Here is a 16,478-nt window from a genome sequence, read left to right as displayed (position 1 = left end):
GCTCTCCCTCGGGGTCGGTGACTCGGTGACTCAGTGACTCAGTGACTCGGTGACTCGGTCACTCGGTGGGTCATTCGGGGTCGGGCAGGGCGGCATCCGTACCCGGTCGCTGGGCCGTCAGCTGCTCCGCGGCCGCCAGCGCGACACAGGTCGCGACCCCCGCCATGGCGGCTCGTACCTCCTCGAGCACGGGGAAGGTCGGGGCGAGACGGATGTTGCGGTCGCGGGGGTCATGACCGTGGGGAAAGGACGACCCGGCCGGGGTCAGCGCGATACCGGCCTCCTTGGCCAGCGCCACGACGTGAGCCGCCGTGCCGTCGAGCACGTCGAGGTTGACGAAGTAGCCCCCGGTCGGATTGCTCCAGGTCGCGATGCCGAGGCCGTCCAGGCCCGCGGTGAGGGCGTCGTGCACCGCCTGGAACTTCGGCGCGATGATCTGACGGTGCCCGTGCATGTGGGCCCGCACCCCGTCGGCGTTCGTGAACAGCTCGACGTGACGCAGCTGGTTGACCTTGTCGGGCCCGATGGAGCCCATCGACAGGTGCCGCAGGTACCAGGCGACGTTGTCGGGGCTCGCGGCGAGCACGGCCACGCCGGCGCCGGCGTAGGTGATCTTCGAGGTCGAGGCGAACATGATCGGCCGGTTCGGGTGCCCGGATGCCGCCGCCAGCGTGATGATGTCGGCGCTCTTGGCCTCGTGGTCGGTGAGGTGGTGAAAGGCGTAGGCGTTGTCCCAGAAGATGGTGAAGTCGGGGGCGGCGGCCGGCATGGCAGCGAGGCGGGCGGCGACCTCCTGGCTCACCACGACGCCGGAGGGGTTGGCGTAGGTGGGCACGACCCAGATCCCCTTGACCGACGCGTCGTCGCGCACGAGGGCCTCGACGGCGTCCATGTCGGGCCCGTCGTCGTTCATCGCCACCGTCACCATCTCGATGCCGAACGAGGCGAGCATCGAGAAGTGGCGGTCGTAGCCCGGTACCGGGCAGACGAACTTCACCGTCTCTTCCTGCGACCAGGGGCGCGGCGACTCGACACCGCCCTGGATGATGAAGTCGACGATCGTCGAGTACATCATCGACAGGCTCGAGTTGCCCCCGGCGACGACCTGCTCGGCGGAGGTCGAGAGCAGCTCGGCGAAGATCTCGCGCAGCTCAACCAGCCCTGCCAGCCCGCCGTAGTTGCGCACATCGACGCCGGCCCGGTCCTTGGTGGTGGTCGGCAGGGTCAGCAACGCGTTCGACAGGTCGAGCTGGGCCGCCGACGGCTTGCCCCGGGTGAGGTCGAGTCTCAGGCCGCCGGCCCGCAGCTCGGCGTAGGCTCTCTGCTGGTCGGAGAGGAACGAGGCGAGCTCGTCGGCCGACAGGGACGCGAGGGCTGCGTGGGTGGTCACCCCCCGATCCTGCCACTGTCGCCGACGTCGGGCCGGAACGGGTCCGGATGCGGGTGAGCAGCTCGGGTTCGCCATTGGTCAGCGCCGTCCCGTATGATCGACGCTCGGACGGCTTCGCTGGCCATGCTGACGCATGCCGTCCAGCCGGGGCCACCTCGTGGCCGACGGTGAAGGGCAATAGCTCAATTGGTAGAGCACTGGTCTCCAAAACCAGCGGTTGTGGGTTCGAGTCCCTCTTGCCCTGCGCAACAGATGTGGTTCTCGTGCGCGCGGGCCTACGGTTGGCGACCTGCCAGAGCAGGTGGGCTCTCCGGGGCCGGGCACCCAGGTAGAAAGTAGGAATCGTGACGGAGACGAGCGCCAAGCGCGAGTCCGGGCGGGCCGACAAGTCCCGCGACGGCAACGTCGTGTCACGGCTCTTCGGTGCCCTCAGCCTGTTCGTGCGCCAGATCCTCGACGAGATGCGCAAGGTCGTTCGCCCCACGGGGCCCGAGCTGGTGCGTTACACGACCGTCGTCGTCGTCTTCGTGATGGTCATGATGGCCATGGTGTCGGGCTTCGACCTCGGCTTCAGCAAGCTCATCTCCTGGGCGTTCACGGGCACCGTCATCTGAGTTTCGCGCTGACCTGACTCGACCGTCCCGGTCGTCAGGCCGCATCAGCAACCAGCCGGCCCCGGGCCGGTCCACCAGCAAGGAAGTAGGTCAACGCGTGTCCGAGCAGTTTGCCTCGAACGACGCCCACCGCACCGAGACCCCCGACAGCGCCGAGGGCGTTGTGCCGGGAACTCCCGACGACGTGGAGCCCATCGACGCCGCGGCATCCGAGGTCCTCACGCAGACTGACCCCGCCAGCGACAGCCCGTACGCGGTGCACACCACGGTGATGCCCGAGACCGAAGACAATGACGTCGTCGCAGTCGGCGACGAGATCGACGCCCTTGACGAGGACGCCGCCGCTGATGAAGCCGCCGCCGACGAGGCAGCCGACGACAAGGCAGCCGACGACGAGGCAGCTGACGACGAGGCAGCCGACGACGAGGCAGCCGGTGACGCGCTGGCCGAGGCCGCCGAGCCGACCGGCAGCGGCGACCCGGTGGCCGACTACAAGGCCGAGCTGCGGTCGCGCTTCGGCGACTGGTTCGTGATCCACTCCTACGCCGGTTACGAGAACCGCGTGAAGGCGAACCTCGAGACGCGCATCCAGACGCTCAACATGGAGGACTTCATCTTCGAGATCGAGGTTCCCATGGAGGAGGTCACCGAGATCAAGAACGGGCAGAAGAAGAACGTCCGGCGCGTGCGGATGCCCGGGTACGTCCTCGTGCGCATGGACCTCACCGACGAGAGCTGGGGCGCCGTGCGCCACACGCCCGGCGTGACCGGGTTCGTCGGCAACGCCCACCAGCCAGTGCCTCTGTCGATCGACGAGGTCTTCACGATGCTCGCTCCGACCTTCGACCTGCCGGCCGGCGAGGGTGAAGCGGGTTCCGGCTCCGGCGGGTCGGCCAAGGACATCCGGGTCGTCGACTTCGAGGTCGGCGAGTCCGTCACCGTCATGGAAGGGCCCTTCGAGACCCTGCCGGCCACCATCTCCGAGATCAGCCCCGACACCCAGAAGCTCAAGGTTCTGGTCTCGATCTTCGGCCGGGAGACCCCGGTCGAGCTGTCTTTCGGTCAGGTCGCCAAGATCTGACCGGATCTCGCCCGCGCGAGCGGGCGGTCCCTGCAACCGGGTCATCGCCCAGCCAGCACCTCAGGCGTAGGCCCAACACCCAAGGAAAGTAGAAAAGCATGCCTCCCAAGAAGAAGAAGGTCTCCGGCTTCATCAAGCTGCAGATCCAGGCGGGTGCCGCCACGCCCGCGCCGCCCGTCGGCCCGGCCCTCGGCCAGCACGGCGTCAACATCATGGAGTTCGTCAAGGCCTACAACGCCGCGACGGAGAGCCAGCGTGGCAACGTCATCCCGGTCGAGATCACGGTCTACGAAGACCGCTCGTTCACCTTCATCACCAAGACGCCCCCGGCGGCTGAGCTGATCAAGAAGGCAGCCGGCGTCGCCAAGGGCTCCGGCGAGCCGCACAAGACCAAGGTCGCCAAGCTCTCGCGCGACCAGGTGCTCGAGATCGCCCGGATGAAGATGGAAGACCTCAACGCCCACGACGAGGAGATGGCGGCCCGCATCATCGCCGGCACCGCCCGTTCGATGGGCATCGAAACGTCGCTCTGACGACCACCGCCTGAACGGCATCCGACGTGGATGCCGTTCGGCCCCGTGGGAGGACCGCGCTGGTCCGTCACCACGACTCCACCAGCAGAACTGAACCAGGAGCAGAACATGAAGCGCAGCAAGAACTACCGCGCCGCCGCCGAGGCCATCACGCCCGGCAAGATCTACACGCCGCTCGAGGCAGTGCGCACCGCCAAGCAGGTCGCCCGAGCCAAGTACGACGAGACCGTCGAGGTCGCGATGCGCCTCGGCGTCGACCCCCGCAAGGCCGACCAGGCCGTGCGCGGCACGGTCAACCTGCCGCACGGTACGGGCAAGACCGCCCGCGTGCTCGTGTTCGCGAACGGCGACAAGGCCGAGGCGGCCCGTGAGGCCGGGGCCGACTTCGTCGGGTCTGACGACATGCTCGAGAAGGTGCAGGGCGGCTGGCTCGACTTCGACTCCGTGGTCGCCACCCCCGACATGATGGGCAAGGTCGGTCGGCTGGGCAAGGTGCTCGGCCCGCGTGGCCTGATGCCGAACCCCAAGACCGGCACCGTCACGATGGACGTCGCCAAGGCCGTCACCGACATCAAGGGCGGCAAGATCGAGTTCCGCGTCGACAAGCACGCCAACCTGCACTTCATCATCGGCAAGGTGAGCTTCGACGAGAAGTCGCTGGTCGAGAACTACGCCGCCGCGCTCGAGGAGATCCTGCGTCTCAAGCCGTCGTCGTCGAAGGGCCGCTACATCGAGAAGGCCACCGTCAGCACGACGATGGGCCCCGGCATCCCGCTCGACTTCACCAAGACCCGCAACCTGCTCGAAGAGGACGCGACCGTCTGACGCACACAGCACACAGCACTCGGGGAGGTTCCTCGGCACCAGATGCCGGCGAACCTCCCCCATTGCGTCTCGTGGGCCGCGGAGTCCGGGTGAGAACTTGGGTCGTCTCTGGGGTGGCAGCCGCGCCGAGGCACCGCTACGGTCCGAGGATGAGCGGACACAGCACTTTCCCAGCAGCACGACCCAGACGCACCGGCTTGGCCCTGCGAGTGGCCGCGGGGGTCGCCACCGTCGCCCTCCCGGTGGCCCTGGTCAACCCGGCGGCTCAGGCCCGCCCCACGGCGGCCGGCGCGGTCGTGGCCTCCGACGCGGCCCGTGGCGCAACCCAGCAGATGCCCAAGGAACCGGTCATGACCGGTTGGGGTGGCGCAGTGTCGTCCGTCGACCGGGATGCCTCCCAGGTCGGCATCGACGTGCTGCGTGACGGAGGCACCGCGGCCGATGCCGCGGTCGCCACCGCGGCGGCCCTCGGCGTCACCGAGCCCTACAGCGCCGGCATCGGCGGCGGTGGCTTCCTCGTCTACTACGACGCCAAGACCAAGAAGGTCTCGACCATCGATGGTCGAGAGACGGCCCCGAAGACCTTCACCGACAAGACCTTCACCAACCCTGACGGCACCCCGATGAGCTTCGGAACCGTCGTCAGCTCGGGCCTGTCGATCGGGGTGCCCGGCACGCCGGCCCTCTGGGCCAACGCGGTGCGCCAGCACGGGAAGATGTCGTTCAAGCAGGTGCTCGCCCCCGCCGAGAAGCTGGCCCGCACCGGCTTCGTCGTCGACCAGACCTTCGCCGACCAGACGACGGCCAACGCGGAGCGGTTCTCGATGTTCCCGGCGACAGCACGTGTCTTCCTGCGCAACGGGGATGCGCCGGCGGTCGGCAGCGTGTTCCGCAACCCCGACCTCTCGAGGGCTTACCAGGTGCTGGCGAACCAGGGTGTCACGTCGGTCTACGACGGCCGGCTCGGCAACGCGATCGTCGCCGAGGCCCGCAAGCCGCACACGGCTCCCGGCGTCACCGTCATGGGCGGTCAGGTCACCCGCGCCGACCTGCGCAAGTACACGGCCCCGAACCGGGCGCCGATCGCCTCGAGCTACAAGGGCCTCGACGTCTACGGGATGCCGGTGCCGAGCTCGGGTGGCATCGCCATCGCCGAGATCCTCAACCTGATGAAGGCCTACGAGAACAAGACCGGGGTCGCCACCAGCAAGCTGAGCGAGGTCGACTACCTGCACCGCTTCTCGGAGGCCTCCGCCACCGCGTTCGCCGACCGCAACCGCTATGTCGGCGACGTCGAGGGCGTGCCGGTCAAGGCGCTGACCAACCCGAAGTTCGCCAAGCAGCGGGCCTGCGGCTTCAGCCCCACCTCAACTCAGGCCAGGCCGATCGCGTTCGGATCCCCTGACGGCACATACGGCGGTTGCGACGCGACGGGCGTCGGTCAGCGGGAGCCCTACGAAGGCAAGTCCACCACCCACCTGACGACGGCCGACAAGTGGGGCAACGTCGCCTCCTACACCCTGACCATCGAGCAGACCGGTGGGTCGGGCATCACGGTTCCCGGCTACGGCTTCCTGCTCAACAACGAGCTCACCGACTTCAACTTCACCCCGTTGACGCCCGGCGTGCCCGACCCGAACCTCCCGGGCTCGGGCAAGCGACCGCGCTCGTCGATGAGCCCGACGATCATCCTGAAGAACGGCAAGCCCTACCTCGCGGTGGGTTCGCCCGGTGGCTCGACGATCATCACCTCGGTGAGCCAGACCATCCTCGGCTATGTCGACCGCGACCTGGCCCTGGTCGACGCGATCGCGGCGCCGCGGCTGTCGTCACGCAACGGCTCGAGTGAGAGCGCCGAGCCCGAGATCCTCGGTACCGCGGTCGGCGCGGGGCTGACCGCTCTCGGGCACCAGCTGGCCTCGGCCGGCACCCCCAACGAGATCGGGGCCGTCACGGCGATCCGCAGCTACGGCAAGGTGCTGCTGGCTGCTGCAGAGACGACCCGTCGGGGTGGCGGTTCGGCGATGGTGGTGCGGCCCTTCCGCTGACCGGGCCTGACACCGTCCTCGAGTCGAGGCACCAGGATGCCGCTGGACGGGCCATCGAGCCCGCCCAGCGGCATCCTTGTGTGCGGTTCTAGGCTCGGAGCGCACGCCGGCCGGCCCTGAGGCAGGAGACACCCCATGCATGAAGCGTTCGTCTACGACGGCATCCGCACACCCTTCGGACGGTTCGGCGGCGCCCTCGCCGGGGTGCGGCCCGACGACCTGGCCGCCCACGTGGTGCGGGCCATCGTCGCCCGGGCACCGGGACTCGCGGCAGAGGCGGGCGCCGGTATCGACGAGGTCGTGTTCGGCAACGCCAACGGCGCCGGTGAGGAGAACCGCAACGTCGCGCGGATGGCCACCCTGCTGGCCGGGCTGCCGACCTCGGTGCCGGGCAGCACGGTGAACCGGCTCTGCGGGTCGAGCCTCGACGCCGTCATGGTTGGCTCTCGACAGATCGCGACCGGAGACGCCGACGTCGTGCTGGCCGGCGGAGTGGAGTCGATGTCGAGGGCCCCGTGGGTGCTGCCCAAGACCGAGCGCCCCTACCCTGCAGTCGACCTGACGCTCGTGTCGACGACCCTCGGTTGGCGCCTCGTCAACCCGGCGATGCCGCAGGAGTGGACCGTCTCGCTCGGTGAGGCGACCGAACAGCTGCGAGAGCGCCACGGCATCACCCGTGAGAGCCAGGACGCCTTCGCGGCCCGGTCGCACGTGCTCGCCGACCGGGCCTGGGCCGATGGCTTCTACGACGATCTTGTGGTCGCTGTGCCGGGGGTCGATCTCGCGCGCGACGAGTCGATCCGCCCCGACACCACGCCCGAACGGCTGGCCGGGTTGAAGGCCGTCTTCCGGGCGGCGGAGTCCGGCGGCACGGTCACAGCCGGGAACGCCTCGCCCCTCAACGACGGTGCGTCTGCGGTGCTGCTCGGCAGCGCAGCTGCGGGTGATCGGATCGGTCGGGAACCCTTGGCACGCATCGCCGGAAGGGGGGCCAGCGCCCTCGACCCGCAGCACTTCGGCTACGCCCCGGTCGAGGCGGCGAACCGCGCTCTCGAGCGGGCCGGCATCCGGTGGAGTGATGTCTCGGCCGTCGAGCTCAACGAGGCCTTCGCGGCCCAGTCGCTGGCGTGCCTCGGCGCGTGGCCCGTGGACCCCGACATCGTCAACCGGCACGGGGGAGCCATCGCGATCGGTCACCCGCTCGGCGCCTCGGGTGGGCGCGTCATCGCCACCCTCACCCGCAGCCTCGAGCGCAGCGGCGGGCGGTGGGGGGTGGCCGCCATCTGCATCGGGGTCGGGCAGGGCCTGGCGGTGGTGCTCGAGAACGTCACGTCGGGCGCGGGTTCGAGGTAAGGGGCCGCACCGCGCCGCGAGGAAACACCTCGAACCGGTGGGGCAGGGGAGTGCTCCCCATGGCCATCGGGATACGCCGCATCTAGTCTGGCCGTTCCGGCATCGAGGGGAGGGGTTCGGCTTGGCCATCTACCGCAAGGGCGCCGATCCCGTGGCGTTGCTGGCGAGCGCCGAGCGGATCAGTGGCTACTCGCGCGAGCTCGATGCTGTGCGGAGCCACGCAAGCCAGGCGGTGCGAGACCTGCGGGGCCAGTGGGGAGGCGGTGACCTCGACGCCTTCGTCGGCTCGTGGCCGAACGCCGACGCCGGGCTGGCGGGCTGTCTGAGCACCTTCGACTCCATGGCGCTCGCGCTGCGGCGCAACGCCCGGGCTCAGCATGAGACCAGCCAGGGCGGCGGCTCCCCGTTCGAGGCCAACCCGGGAAGCGGTGCCGGGAACGGCTCCGGCCACGGCGGCGACCGCAACCCGGTCAACCCCACCGGCGACAGCGACCTCGGCCCGTACGAGAAGATCGGCGCCATCTCGATGGCCGATGGCGACCTCGAGATGACCGACATCGAGCAGGGCCAGATCGGCGACTGCTGGCTGCTGGCCGCCCTCGGTCCGATCGCCCGCGACGACCCGCAGTTCATCCGCGACCACGTGACCTACGACGACTCGGCCGGCACCTACACCGTGACCCTCTACGACGACGGAGAAGCCGTGCAGGTCACGGTCGACGCCTCCGTCATCGAGAACGGAGCCCGCGATCCCGACGGTCAGCCCAACTACGCCTCGATCTACGAGAAGGCGATGGCCTCGTTGCGGGGCGGAGAGTACAGCGACATCGACGGCGGCAACTCCGACGACGCGTTCGCGGCCATCACCGGCCGGGAGACCCACAGCGGCGGTGAGTCGAGCTTCGACGACATCGAGAGCAACCTCAAGGACGGCCGGCTGATGGCGGTGGGCACCGAGGACGACGACGCCTTCTGGTTCTGGGAGGACGAGGTCGATGACCACCGCATCGTGCCGAACCACGCCTACATGGTCGACCAGGTGGCCGAGCACGACGGGCAGCGGATGATCCACCTCGTCAACCCGTGGGGGCCCGACGGCGGCTATCTCAAGGACGACGACACCCAGAAGGTGGGCGACATCTGGCTCACCGAGAAGCAGTACAAGGAAAACTTCGACAGCACCTACAGCGTGTCGGGAAAGGACGGCTGATGGAGAACCTCACCGCCGGCCAGGGGAGCCAGCCACACTTCGGGAGGGTTCGCGTCGGGGTCATGCGCGCGGGCGTCAAGAAGGGCGTGCTGACCGTTCGGCTGTCGCTGCGCAGCCCCGACCACCAGCAGATCGTCGACCTGGCCCAGGGCCAGACGGTGGTCGTGCCCGGGGAAGGGTCGATCACCGTCACCGGCGTGCATCGGCGGTCGTCTGCTGACGGGCGCGAGTCGGTCGACCTGGCGTGGGAGCCGGTCGGTCCGGCCGACTGAGCGCGCGAGGGCCCGGCGCCGAAGACCCGCGGGCTCAGGGTGAGGTCAGCACCCGTCGCTGACCGGCACGGTGATGCGCAGCGTCGTGCTGCCCTTGGCCGAGATGGTCAGCCGCGCGCCCCGCTCGTCGCCGGACTCGACCCCGGTGTAGCCGCCCTTGAGCTCGGAGGAGGTGGCCGACGCGAACCCGTGCTTGCGCAGGGCCTCTTCGGTGGCGGAGACGACGGGGCCCCACTGGGGCGGGTTGGACAGGTCGGTCTGCGAGGTGAGCGTTCGCGAGAACCAGGTGCAACCGTCGCCGACGGCCTGGACACCTCCGGCCGACGACTCGACCCACTGCGCCTTCGTGGCCGTCGTCGCGGCGTCGGCGACCTCGCGCAGCACCGGCTCGTACGCGGTGCTCGCCTCGGCGGCGCGCAGCGACGGGGAGGAACAGCCGGCCGCCAGCGCGATCACGACACCTGTCGTCGCGGCCGTCAGGCACCGGGTGGTCATGCTGCGCCGCTGATCGCTCACGGGCCGACTCAGGCCGGCTTGGTGGTGGGCCAGGGCCACGCAGTGCACCCGTCGAGCCCGTAGGTCTGTTGCATCATCACCGGGGCGGGCTTGCCCTTGCCGGCGCACTGCAGGTGGCCGTGCCCGATCCCGTGACCGACCTCGTGGTTGACGAGGTAGATGCGGTAGGACGCGACGTCCTTGCCGTAGGCGTCGGCGCCGAGCAACCAGCGGCGCGCGTTGAGCACCACCCGGATGCCGTTGTGGCAGCTCACCTGGCCGCGCGTCTCGAGGGGGGCACAGAGCCGGTCGGTGGTGTCGGGGCTGGCCAGGGTGATGCGCAGGTCAGGCTTGGTGCCGGCGGCGGCCTGCGCGGGCGAGACGTTGACGAAGCGGACCTTGTCGCGGCTCTGCCAGCCGCGGGGGTCGGTGAGGTTGGCCACGACGGCCGAGGCGTAGTCAGTGGCATCGACGCCGAGGCCACCCTCGGTCTCCACCGTGTAGCTGACCTCTCGACCCTTGGTGGGAACCTGCTTGACCGCTCCGGTCGGCACCGCCACCACGGTGAAGGTGCCGGTGCCGCGCTGGACGACCTTGGGAGCGCTCGCGGGGGCCGGTGCAGGGGTCGGTTTCTTCGCGGGCCTCGAGACCGTCTCGCCGCCGTCGGCCGAGCTCTCGGAGGCAGCGCCGTCGACCGAAGCCGGGGAAGCCGAGGAGCTCGGGGAGGCAGTACCCGCGTTGAAGGCGACTGCCGCGATGGAGGTGAAGACACCTGCGCTCGCTCCGTCGTCGCGGTTGGCCGCGGCAGCGACGCCGATCACGTCGGCCGCCAGGCAGGCAGCCACGGCGGCCACGGCCAGGGCTCGTCGCCGCGCCAGCACGGTCGTGGAACCCACGGGGGCGTGGCGGTGCTCTGCTCCGGGCATGGCCCCTACGCTAGGGGAGTGGGTGGGCGAACGCGAGCACCACACCGCAGCGGGTCCGGCTCGATTTGGTGGCGTGCCGCACCACCGCGTACTGTCACACCTGACCAATGACCGCCGGTTGGAGGACGTGGGCTCCACGCCCCTCCCGAAGGTCCCGCCTCGAGCGGGCAGCCAGCGCAGGACACTCAAGCTTCTACGGCATCCGATCGGATGCCGCCGAGCCCCGAGCGCCCTGCGCCGGGGCTCTTCTCGTGGAGGACCCTCACCCGGCGGCGCCAAGCAGGGAAGGAGGCCCAGATGGCCAACTCTGAGAAGACGGCAGCCATTGCCGAGATCACGGACAAGTTCCGTGAGTCCGGTGCGGCCGTTCTCACCGAGTACCGCGGTCTGACCGTGGCCCAGCTCTCGCAGCTGCGCAGCACGCTCCGGGAACACGCCACCTACGCCGTGGTCAAGAACACGCTCACCGAGATCGCGGCCAGGGAAGCGGGCGTCACGGCGTTCGACGGCCATCTCCAGGGCCCGACCGCGATCGCCTTCGTCACCGGTGACCCGGTCGAGGCGGCCAAGGGCCTGCGTGACTTCGCCAAGGCAAACCCCCTCCTCGTGATCAAGGCTGGCGTCCTCGACGGCAACCCGCTGACCGCCGAGGAGATCACCAAGCTCGCGGACCTCGAGTCCCGCGAGGTTCTGCTGGCCAAGCTGGCGGGCGCCATGAAGGGCTCCCTCACCAAGGCCGTCTACCTCTTCGCCGCACCCCTCGCGCAGACGGCCCGTGTGGTCGACGCTCTGCGCGCGAAGGTCGAGGCGCAGGGTGGAAACACCACCGCCGAGCCGGAGGCAGCCGCCGCCGACGAGACGCCCGCTTCTGACGACACCGTCGACGCAGCCCCGGCTGCCGAGGCAGCTTCTGTGTCGTCAGCTGCACCCACCGACGTCGCCGAGGGTGGCGACGAGAGCTGACGCCCACCGGCGTTCGTTCGATTCATCAACCAGCCACTCACGGCAAGTAACAGGAAGGAAGCCATCATGGCCAAGCTCAGCACCGTAGAGCTCCTTGACGCTTTCAAGGAGATGACCCTGATCGAGCTCTCTGAGTTCGTGAAGCAGTTCGAGGAGACCTTCGAGGTCACCGCCGCCGCGCCCGTCGCGGTCGCCGCTGCCGGTGGCGCCGGCGCTGCCGCCGAAGAGGTCGAGGAGCAGACCGAGTTCGACGTCGTGCTGCTCGCCGCGGGCGAGAAGAAGATCCAGGTCATCAAGGAGGTCCGGTCCCTCACGAGCCTGGGTCTCAAGGAGGCCAAGGACCTCGTCGACGGCGCCCCCAAGCCCGTTCTCGAGAAGGTCGACAAGGCTGCGGCCGACAAGGCCAAGGACCAGCTCGAGGCCGCCGGCGCCTCCGTCGAGCTCAAGTGAACGGTCCCGGCTGAGCCGGGACCTTCAGCAGCACCCAGCACCACCGCGCACCACCGCGAAGGCGGGGTCGACCATCGGTCGGCCTCGCCTTCGGCGTTCTGCCCAGCGTGTGCGGTGATCCGGGTGCTGGCACGGTCAGACGCACACGGGCCCGACCCGGTGGCCGGGTCGGGTCAGAAGCCGGCTCCGGGGTTGAGGATGCCCTGCGGGTCGAGGGCCGCCTTGATGCGATGGGTCAGCGCCATCACCTCGGGCCCGAGCTGGGCGGGCAGGGCGGCCCGTTTGAGCCGGCCGATCCCGTGCTCGCCAGTGATCGTGCCCCCGAGCCGGATCGCGATCGCCATCACCTCGTCGAAGGCCAGGGCGGCCCGGGCCTGGGCCTCGGCGTCGCCGGCCGGGTAGATCACGATCGGGTGCGTGTTGCCGTCGCCCGCGTGTGCCACGACGGGGATCTCGACGCGGTGCCGTGCGGCGATGTCGGCGATACCGCCCAGCAGCTGCGGCAGCAGCGGCACCGGCACCCCGACGTCCTCGAGCATCATTGCTCCGCGTCGTTCGATGGCCGGGAACGCCGCTCGACGAGCGGCCGCGAACTGCTCGCCCTCCGCCGGGTCGTCGGTGACGAAGCACTCTTTGGCGCCGTGGGCCTCGCACTCACGCTGCATCAGGGCGATCTCCTCGCTTCGAGCGGCGCCGGGGGCATCGGACTGGGCGATCAGCATCGCCCCAGCGCTGCGGTCGAGCCCCATCGTGACGTAGTCCTCGACGGCGTTGATCGCCGCGGCGTCCATCAGCTCCATCATTGAAGCGCGCAGCACCGCTCCGATGGCGACCACGGAGTTCGCGGCCGCCTCGACCGTGGGGAAGGTCGCGACGAGGGTCGCTGCGGGCGGTTGGGGCGGCACGAGCCGCAGCACCGCTCGCGTGACGATGCCGAGGGTGCCTTCGCTGCCGACGAAGAGCTTGAGCAGGGAGAGCCCGGCGACGTCCTTGATGCGTTGTCCGCCGAGCCGAACGAAGGTTCCGTCGGCGAGCACCACGTCGAGGCCGAGCACGTAGTCGGTCGTCACGCCGTACTTCACGCAGCAGAGGCCACCGGCGTTGGTCGCGACGTTTCCGCCGATCGAGCAGATCTCGAACGACGACGGGTCGGGCGGGTACCAGAGACCGTGCTCTGCTGCGGCCTTCTTCACCTCCACGTTGAGGGCGCCGGGCTCCACCACAGCGGTGCGGGTGCCGCGGTCGATCTCGACCGTTCGCATTCGCTCCAGGCTGAGCACGATGCACCCGTCGACGGCGCACGAGCCGCCCGACAGACCGCTGCCGGCACCGCGCGGCACGATCGGGATGCCGTGTGCGGCCGCCCAGCGCATGGTCACCTGCACGTCGGCCACGTCACGGGCCCGGACCACGCCCAGCGGAACCCCCGCAGCCTCAGACGCGGTCCAGTCCCGGCGGTACTTCTCCACGACGTCGGGGTCGGTGGCCAAGGCGCCGGGGGAGAGGTCGCCCTCGAGGGTGGCCAGGTCGGGAGCGGTCGTGCTCGTTGTCGTCACGTCACCACCGTAACCACGTCGCCGCGACTGCGGCGGTGGTCGGGCAGCGGGTGGGGCAGCCGACCGCGCAGTGGGGCAAGGACTGGGTCGAGCAGTGGGTCGAGCAGTGGACGCGCAGGATGGTCAGGGGGACGGGGTGGCGGTCAGGGTCACCGTCGTGGTGGGAACCGGCCCGCCGGTGCCGGCTGCGGCGCCCGGTGCGACGACGCTGTCGGTGAACGTCTCGGACCCGGATGTCGCCAGGATCGACGTCGTCACAGTCGGCAGCGCCGTGGGCGCCGAGGTCTCGCCGTCGAGGAACGGTGGCACGACCGAGACGACGATCGAGGCGACCGCAGTGTCTGGGGCTGCGCAGCCGTCACCGCCGGGGCAGGTCAGTCTGACGTCGATGCGTGCGCGGGCCTTCGTGGCCGAGGCCGAGACCAGCAGGCCGATGCCCTCCTCGTCGTTGAACCGCTGGCCGACGGTGCCGTTCGCGCCCTGCAGGCCCGACGGCCCGTCGAGGCTCACGATGTCGTAGGAGAGCCGGTCGACGCACGGGCCCTCGGCGTGGAGGTAGCGCAGGTCGTTGCCGTCGACGGTGAGCCGGTTGTCTGCCCCGGGGCGCACCCAGGTCACCAGCGGGTTCGCGCCGCCGGCCGCGCCGCCGGGTTGCTCGACCTGCAGAGCCAGCCCGGCACACCGGCCGGAGCCGACGAGGTCGACCCTGGACGTGAGGGGGGACACCGAGGTGGCCTCGGCCGATACCGAGCCCCCAGCCGGTAGCAGGCCAGACGCCGCCCGACCCAAGAGCAGCGCAACGCCGACCACGACCGCTGCGAGCGCAAACACTGCCGCGGCAAGCACCAGGGGACGCCGCAGACCGGGCGACCGGAGCCAGAACCGGCGGCGACCCGACCCGTCGGTGCGCTCGGAGACGGCGTCGACGAGCCGCGACCCCAGCGGTGCCCGCGAGGCCTCGTGCTCGAGCGCGTCGCGAACGAGTCGCTCGAGGTCGCTCACATCGCCTGGTTCGCCGGGAGGGGTGGATGCGGTCATGGCGATGGCTCCGCTCTGCTGGCTCGGTCGACGGATGCTGCGTCGCGCAGCTCGGGGTGCGCTCGCAGCGTCGCGAAGGCCCGGGCGGCCAGGCTGCGCACGCTGCCTTCGGCCAGGCCGAGCAGGTCGGCGATCTCACGGTCGGGGAGGGCCTCGTAGTAACGGAGCACGATGACCACCCGCTGGCGACGGGGGAGGCCCGCAAGCACGCGCCATACGGCATCCCGCTCGGCGATCGCGTCGGTGTGGCTGCGCGTCGCGGGCTCGGGCAGCTGCGTCGGAACCTCGCGGTTGGTCAGTCGTCGTCGCCAGCTCAGGTACTCGTTCGTGATGGCGCGACGGGTGTAGGCCGAGGGTGCTGCGATGTCGGGTCCCCAGCGTCGGTAGACCTTGACGAGCGCGTCCTGCACGAGGTCCTCCGCCCGACCGGCGTCACCGCAGAGCAGGTGGGCGTAGCGCAGCAACGCGGGGCCTCGAGCCCGGACGAACGCCTCGAACGTCGCCTCCACACCTCACCCCCTGTCACCACCATGACGCATCGGGCGGCGCGATCCGCTGCAGTTCGGCCGAGCGGGTTTGGGTACGTTGGGGCAATGGCATGGTTGTCGCGCAACAAGAAGCCCTCGTCAGGCGATCCGCAGCTGGCAGTACCGGCGTTGCCCGAGAACGAGGAGACGAGCGACCTCGGTGAGGGTGCTGCCCTCCCCGAGATGGGCCGGTACGGCCCGAAGGTCGCGATCACGGGCCTCGATGGGGCCCCTCCCGAGCTCGAGTGGCAGCTGCCGATCAACGGCGAGCTCTACAAGCTGCTTCCCGGGCCCGACCGCCCCGACTACTCGGTCATGGTGCTCGAGCGGCCGCTGCACTTCTACCCGGGGGAGTCGTTCGACATGGGGCGGCTGGAGGCGGACCAGCGCACCGAGGACCGTCGCGGACGACCCATGGTGCGCGTGCACGCGTTGCTGCTCTGCGCTCGGTTCGTCGGGCAGCAGCTGCATCCCGGGATGAGCGACCTGCCGGTGAACCTGGCCTACGTCATCGACAACTCGCTGGCGCGTGACGAGGTGGTCGAGTTCACGAAGATCGAGTTCGCCGCGGTGGGCTCGGTCAGCGAGGGGCACCGCGTCACCGCACCGGCCGACACGGCCGGCCGTCCTGATGGCGTCACCCCCGAGGAGGCAAGCAGTGCGTTCGGCACGGGTGACGTAGGCGTGAGCAACGCCGCAGGCACCGGAACCGGGCCCGCCGACGCGGGCGCGGCCGGTCCCGCAGGCACCGGAACCGGGCCCGCCGACGCGGCCGGTACCGCTACCGGCTCCGACAGCCCGTCGACCGAGATCGGTGACGGCGGCATCGAGCCGGGTGAGCTCGCCGAAGACGGGCCACCGCCCATGATCGTGATGGGACAGGTGTCGCAGGAGGCGGCGCGAACGCTGCGAGACGGCATCGCCGAGCAGCGCGGAGCCCATGTCGAGAACATCACGGCCACGCTGACCCTCGACGAGCAGCACCGGGTGACCGGGCTGTCGGGCAACGCCGACGGGCAGCCGCCCGTGCCCACCCCCGACACCTTCGAACGCCTGAACGGGGTGCTTGCGGCGCTGAACGAGCTACCCGCGAACCACGCCGTCAAGGCGCTCACCCTGCGGGTCGAGGGCAGCGCCGTCAACACCGACGTCGACTACCGCCACTAGCGTCGGGCAGCAGCGGCCCCCTCGTGCGAG

At 70.1% G+C, this 16,478-nt stretch carries 17 protein-coding genes and 1 tRNA gene; 12 read left to right on the top strand and 6 right to left on the bottom strand.

Going from position 1 to position 16,478, the window contains the following annotated elements; all coding sequences use genetic code 11:
- Positions 1-70 precede the first annotated feature (70 nt).
- Complete coding sequence (locus BA895_RS09015; protein ID WP_070191564.1) at positions 71-1,390, bottom strand: aminotransferase class I/II-fold pyridoxal phosphate-dependent enzyme; 1,320 nt, start codon at positions 1,388-1,390, stop codon at positions 71-73.
- Between the two features lie 171 nt (positions 1,391-1,561).
- Here BA895_RS09015 and BA895_RS09010 point away from each other — a divergent pair.
- The 9 genes from BA895_RS09010 to BA895_RS08970 all read left to right on the top strand — a co-directional run bounded on the left by BA895_RS09010 (position 1,562) and on the right by BA895_RS08970 (position 9,326).
- Positions 1,562-1,634: transfer RNA gene (locus tag BA895_RS09010), tRNA-Trp, on the top strand.
- 100 nt (positions 1,635-1,734) lie between these two features.
- Complete coding sequence (secE, locus tag BA895_RS09005; protein ID WP_070191563.1) at positions 1,735-2,004, top strand: preprotein translocase subunit SecE; 270 nt, start codon at positions 1,735-1,737, stop codon at positions 2,002-2,004.
- Between the two features lie 271 nt (positions 2,005-2,275).
- Positions 2,276-3,085, top strand: a complete 810-nt coding sequence (gene nusG, locus BA895_RS09000) for a transcription termination/antitermination protein NusG (protein WP_070191601.1) — start codon at positions 2,276-2,278, stop codon at positions 3,083-3,085.
- A 98-nt stretch (positions 3,086-3,183) separates the two neighbouring features.
- Positions 3,184-3,618 (top strand): 50S ribosomal protein L11, encoded by a 435-nt coding sequence (gene rplK, locus BA895_RS08995; protein WP_070191562.1) that lies wholly within the window; start codon positions 3,184-3,186, stop codon positions 3,616-3,618.
- A gap of 108 nt (positions 3,619-3,726) precedes the next feature.
- A complete protein-coding gene (gene rplA / locus BA895_RS08990; RefSeq protein ID WP_070191600.1) occupies positions 3,727-4,443 on the top strand; it encodes a 50S ribosomal protein L1 in 717 nt (238 codons plus the stop codon).
- A 149-nt stretch (positions 4,444-4,592) separates the two neighbouring features.
- Complete coding sequence (gene ggt, locus BA895_RS08985; RefSeq protein ID WP_254666398.1) at positions 4,593-6,491, top strand: gamma-glutamyltransferase; 1,899 nt, start codon at positions 4,593-4,595, stop codon at positions 6,489-6,491.
- Positions 6,492-6,626: 135 nt separating this feature from the next.
- Positions 6,627-7,844, top strand: a complete 1,218-nt coding sequence (locus tag BA895_RS08980; RefSeq protein ID WP_070191561.1) for a thiolase family protein — start codon at positions 6,627-6,629, stop codon at positions 7,842-7,844.
- A 121-nt stretch (positions 7,845-7,965) separates the two neighbouring features.
- A complete protein-coding gene (locus BA895_RS08975) occupies positions 7,966-9,054 on the top strand; it encodes a C2 family cysteine protease (protein WP_070191560.1) in 1,089 nt (362 codons plus the stop codon).
- Complete coding sequence (locus tag BA895_RS08970) at positions 9,054-9,326, top strand: hypothetical protein (RefSeq protein WP_070191559.1); 273 nt, start codon at positions 9,054-9,056, stop codon at positions 9,324-9,326. Before BA895_RS08975 ends, BA895_RS08970 begins: the two co-directional genes overlap by 1 nt.
- 45 nt (positions 9,327-9,371) lie before the next feature.
- Here the strand turns inward: BA895_RS08970 and BA895_RS08965 are convergent, their stop codons facing one another.
- Positions 9,372-9,842, bottom strand: a complete 471-nt coding sequence (locus BA895_RS08965) for a hypothetical protein (RefSeq protein ID WP_139142582.1) — start codon at positions 9,840-9,842, stop codon at positions 9,372-9,374.
- Positions 9,843-9,850: 8 nt separating this feature from the next.
- Complete coding sequence (locus tag BA895_RS08960; protein ID WP_070191557.1) at positions 9,851-10,747, bottom strand: DUF3152 domain-containing protein; 897 nt, start codon at positions 10,745-10,747, stop codon at positions 9,851-9,853.
- Positions 10,748-11,044: 297 nt separating this feature from the next.
- On the opposite strand from BA895_RS08960, the gene rplJ reads away from it, so the two are divergent.
- Both rplJ and rplL read left to right on the top strand, forming a co-directional pair.
- On the top strand, positions 11,045-11,710 hold the full coding sequence (gene rplJ / locus BA895_RS08955) for a 50S ribosomal protein L10 (RefSeq protein ID WP_070191556.1): 666 nt from the start codon (positions 11,045-11,047) through the stop codon (positions 11,708-11,710).
- 66 nt (positions 11,711-11,776) lie between these two features.
- Positions 11,777-12,160, top strand: a complete 384-nt coding sequence (rplL, locus tag BA895_RS08950) for a 50S ribosomal protein L7/L12 (protein ID WP_070191555.1) — start codon at positions 11,777-11,779, stop codon at positions 12,158-12,160.
- 173 nt (positions 12,161-12,333) lie between these two features.
- Here rplL and BA895_RS08945 read toward each other — a convergent pair whose 3' ends face one another.
- The 3 genes from BA895_RS08945 to BA895_RS08935 all read right to left on the bottom strand — a co-directional run bounded on the left by BA895_RS08945 (position 12,334) and on the right by BA895_RS08935 (position 15,263).
- The gene (locus BA895_RS08945) at positions 12,334-13,716 is read right to left on the bottom strand and encodes an FAD-binding oxidoreductase (protein WP_070191554.1); all 1,383 of its coding nucleotides are present in this window, start codon (positions 13,714-13,716) and stop codon (positions 12,334-12,336) included.
- Between the two features lie 123 nt (positions 13,717-13,839).
- Complete coding sequence (locus tag BA895_RS08940; RefSeq protein ID WP_070191553.1) at positions 13,840-14,754, bottom strand: hypothetical protein; 915 nt, start codon at positions 14,752-14,754, stop codon at positions 13,840-13,842.
- On the bottom strand, positions 14,751-15,263 hold the full coding sequence (locus BA895_RS08935; RefSeq protein WP_070191552.1) for a SigE family RNA polymerase sigma factor: 513 nt from the start codon (positions 15,261-15,263) through the stop codon (positions 14,751-14,753). Before BA895_RS08935 ends, BA895_RS08940 begins: the two co-directional genes overlap by 4 nt.
- An 84-nt stretch (positions 15,264-15,347) precedes the next feature.
- Here BA895_RS08935 and BA895_RS08930 point away from each other — a divergent pair, with 84 nt between their 5' ends.
- Positions 15,348-16,448: a hypothetical protein gene (locus BA895_RS08930; RefSeq protein WP_070191551.1), complete on the top strand. Its 1,101-nt coding sequence runs from the start codon at positions 15,348-15,350 to the stop codon at positions 16,446-16,448.
- The last annotated feature ends 30 nt before the right edge of the window (positions 16,449-16,478 follow it).

The sequence above is a fragment of the Humibacillus sp. DSM 29435 genome (assembly GCF_001758225.1).
Classification (GTDB): Bacteria; Actinomycetota; Actinomycetes; order Actinomycetales; family Dermatophilaceae; genus DSM-29435.
The sequence above is the reverse complement of the archived record's forward strand: the minus strand, read 5'-3'. Positions and strand labels throughout refer to the sequence as shown.

Coding starts and splice junctions, on each gene's coding strand:
- nusG (WP_070191601.1), top strand. CDS start 2,276: ATGCCCGAGACCGAAGACAATGACGTCGTCGCAGTCGGCGACGAGATC.
- rplK (WP_070191562.1), top strand. CDS start 3,184: ATGCCTCCCAAGAAGAAGAAGGTCTCCGGCTTCATCAAGCTGCAGATC.
- rplA (WP_070191600.1), top strand. CDS start 3,727: ATGAAGCGCAGCAAGAACTACCGCGCCGCCGCCGAGGCCATCACGCCC.
- ggt (WP_254666398.1), top strand. CDS start 4,593: ATGAGCGGACACAGCACTTTCCCAGCAGCACGACCCAGACGCACCGGC.
- BA895_RS08980 (WP_070191561.1), top strand. CDS start 6,627: ATGCATGAAGCGTTCGTCTACGACGGCATCCGCACACCCTTCGGACGG.
- BA895_RS08970 (WP_070191559.1), top strand. CDS start 9,054: ATGGAGAACCTCACCGCCGGCCAGGGGAGCCAGCCACACTTCGGGAGG.
- BA895_RS08960 (WP_070191557.1), bottom strand. CDS start 10,747: ATGCCCGGAGCAGAGCACCGCCACGCCCCCGTGGGTTCCACGACCGTG.
- rplJ (WP_070191556.1), top strand. CDS start 11,045: ATGGCCAACTCTGAGAAGACGGCAGCCATTGCCGAGATCACGGACAAG.
- rplL (WP_070191555.1), top strand. CDS start 11,777: ATGGCCAAGCTCAGCACCGTAGAGCTCCTTGACGCTTTCAAGGAGATG.
- BA895_RS08940 (WP_070191553.1), bottom strand. CDS start 14,754: ATGACCGCATCCACCCCTCCCGGCGAACCAGGCGATGTGAGCGACCTC.
- BA895_RS08930 (WP_070191551.1), top strand. CDS start 15,348: ATGGCATGGTTGTCGCGCAACAAGAAGCCCTCGTCAGGCGATCCGCAG.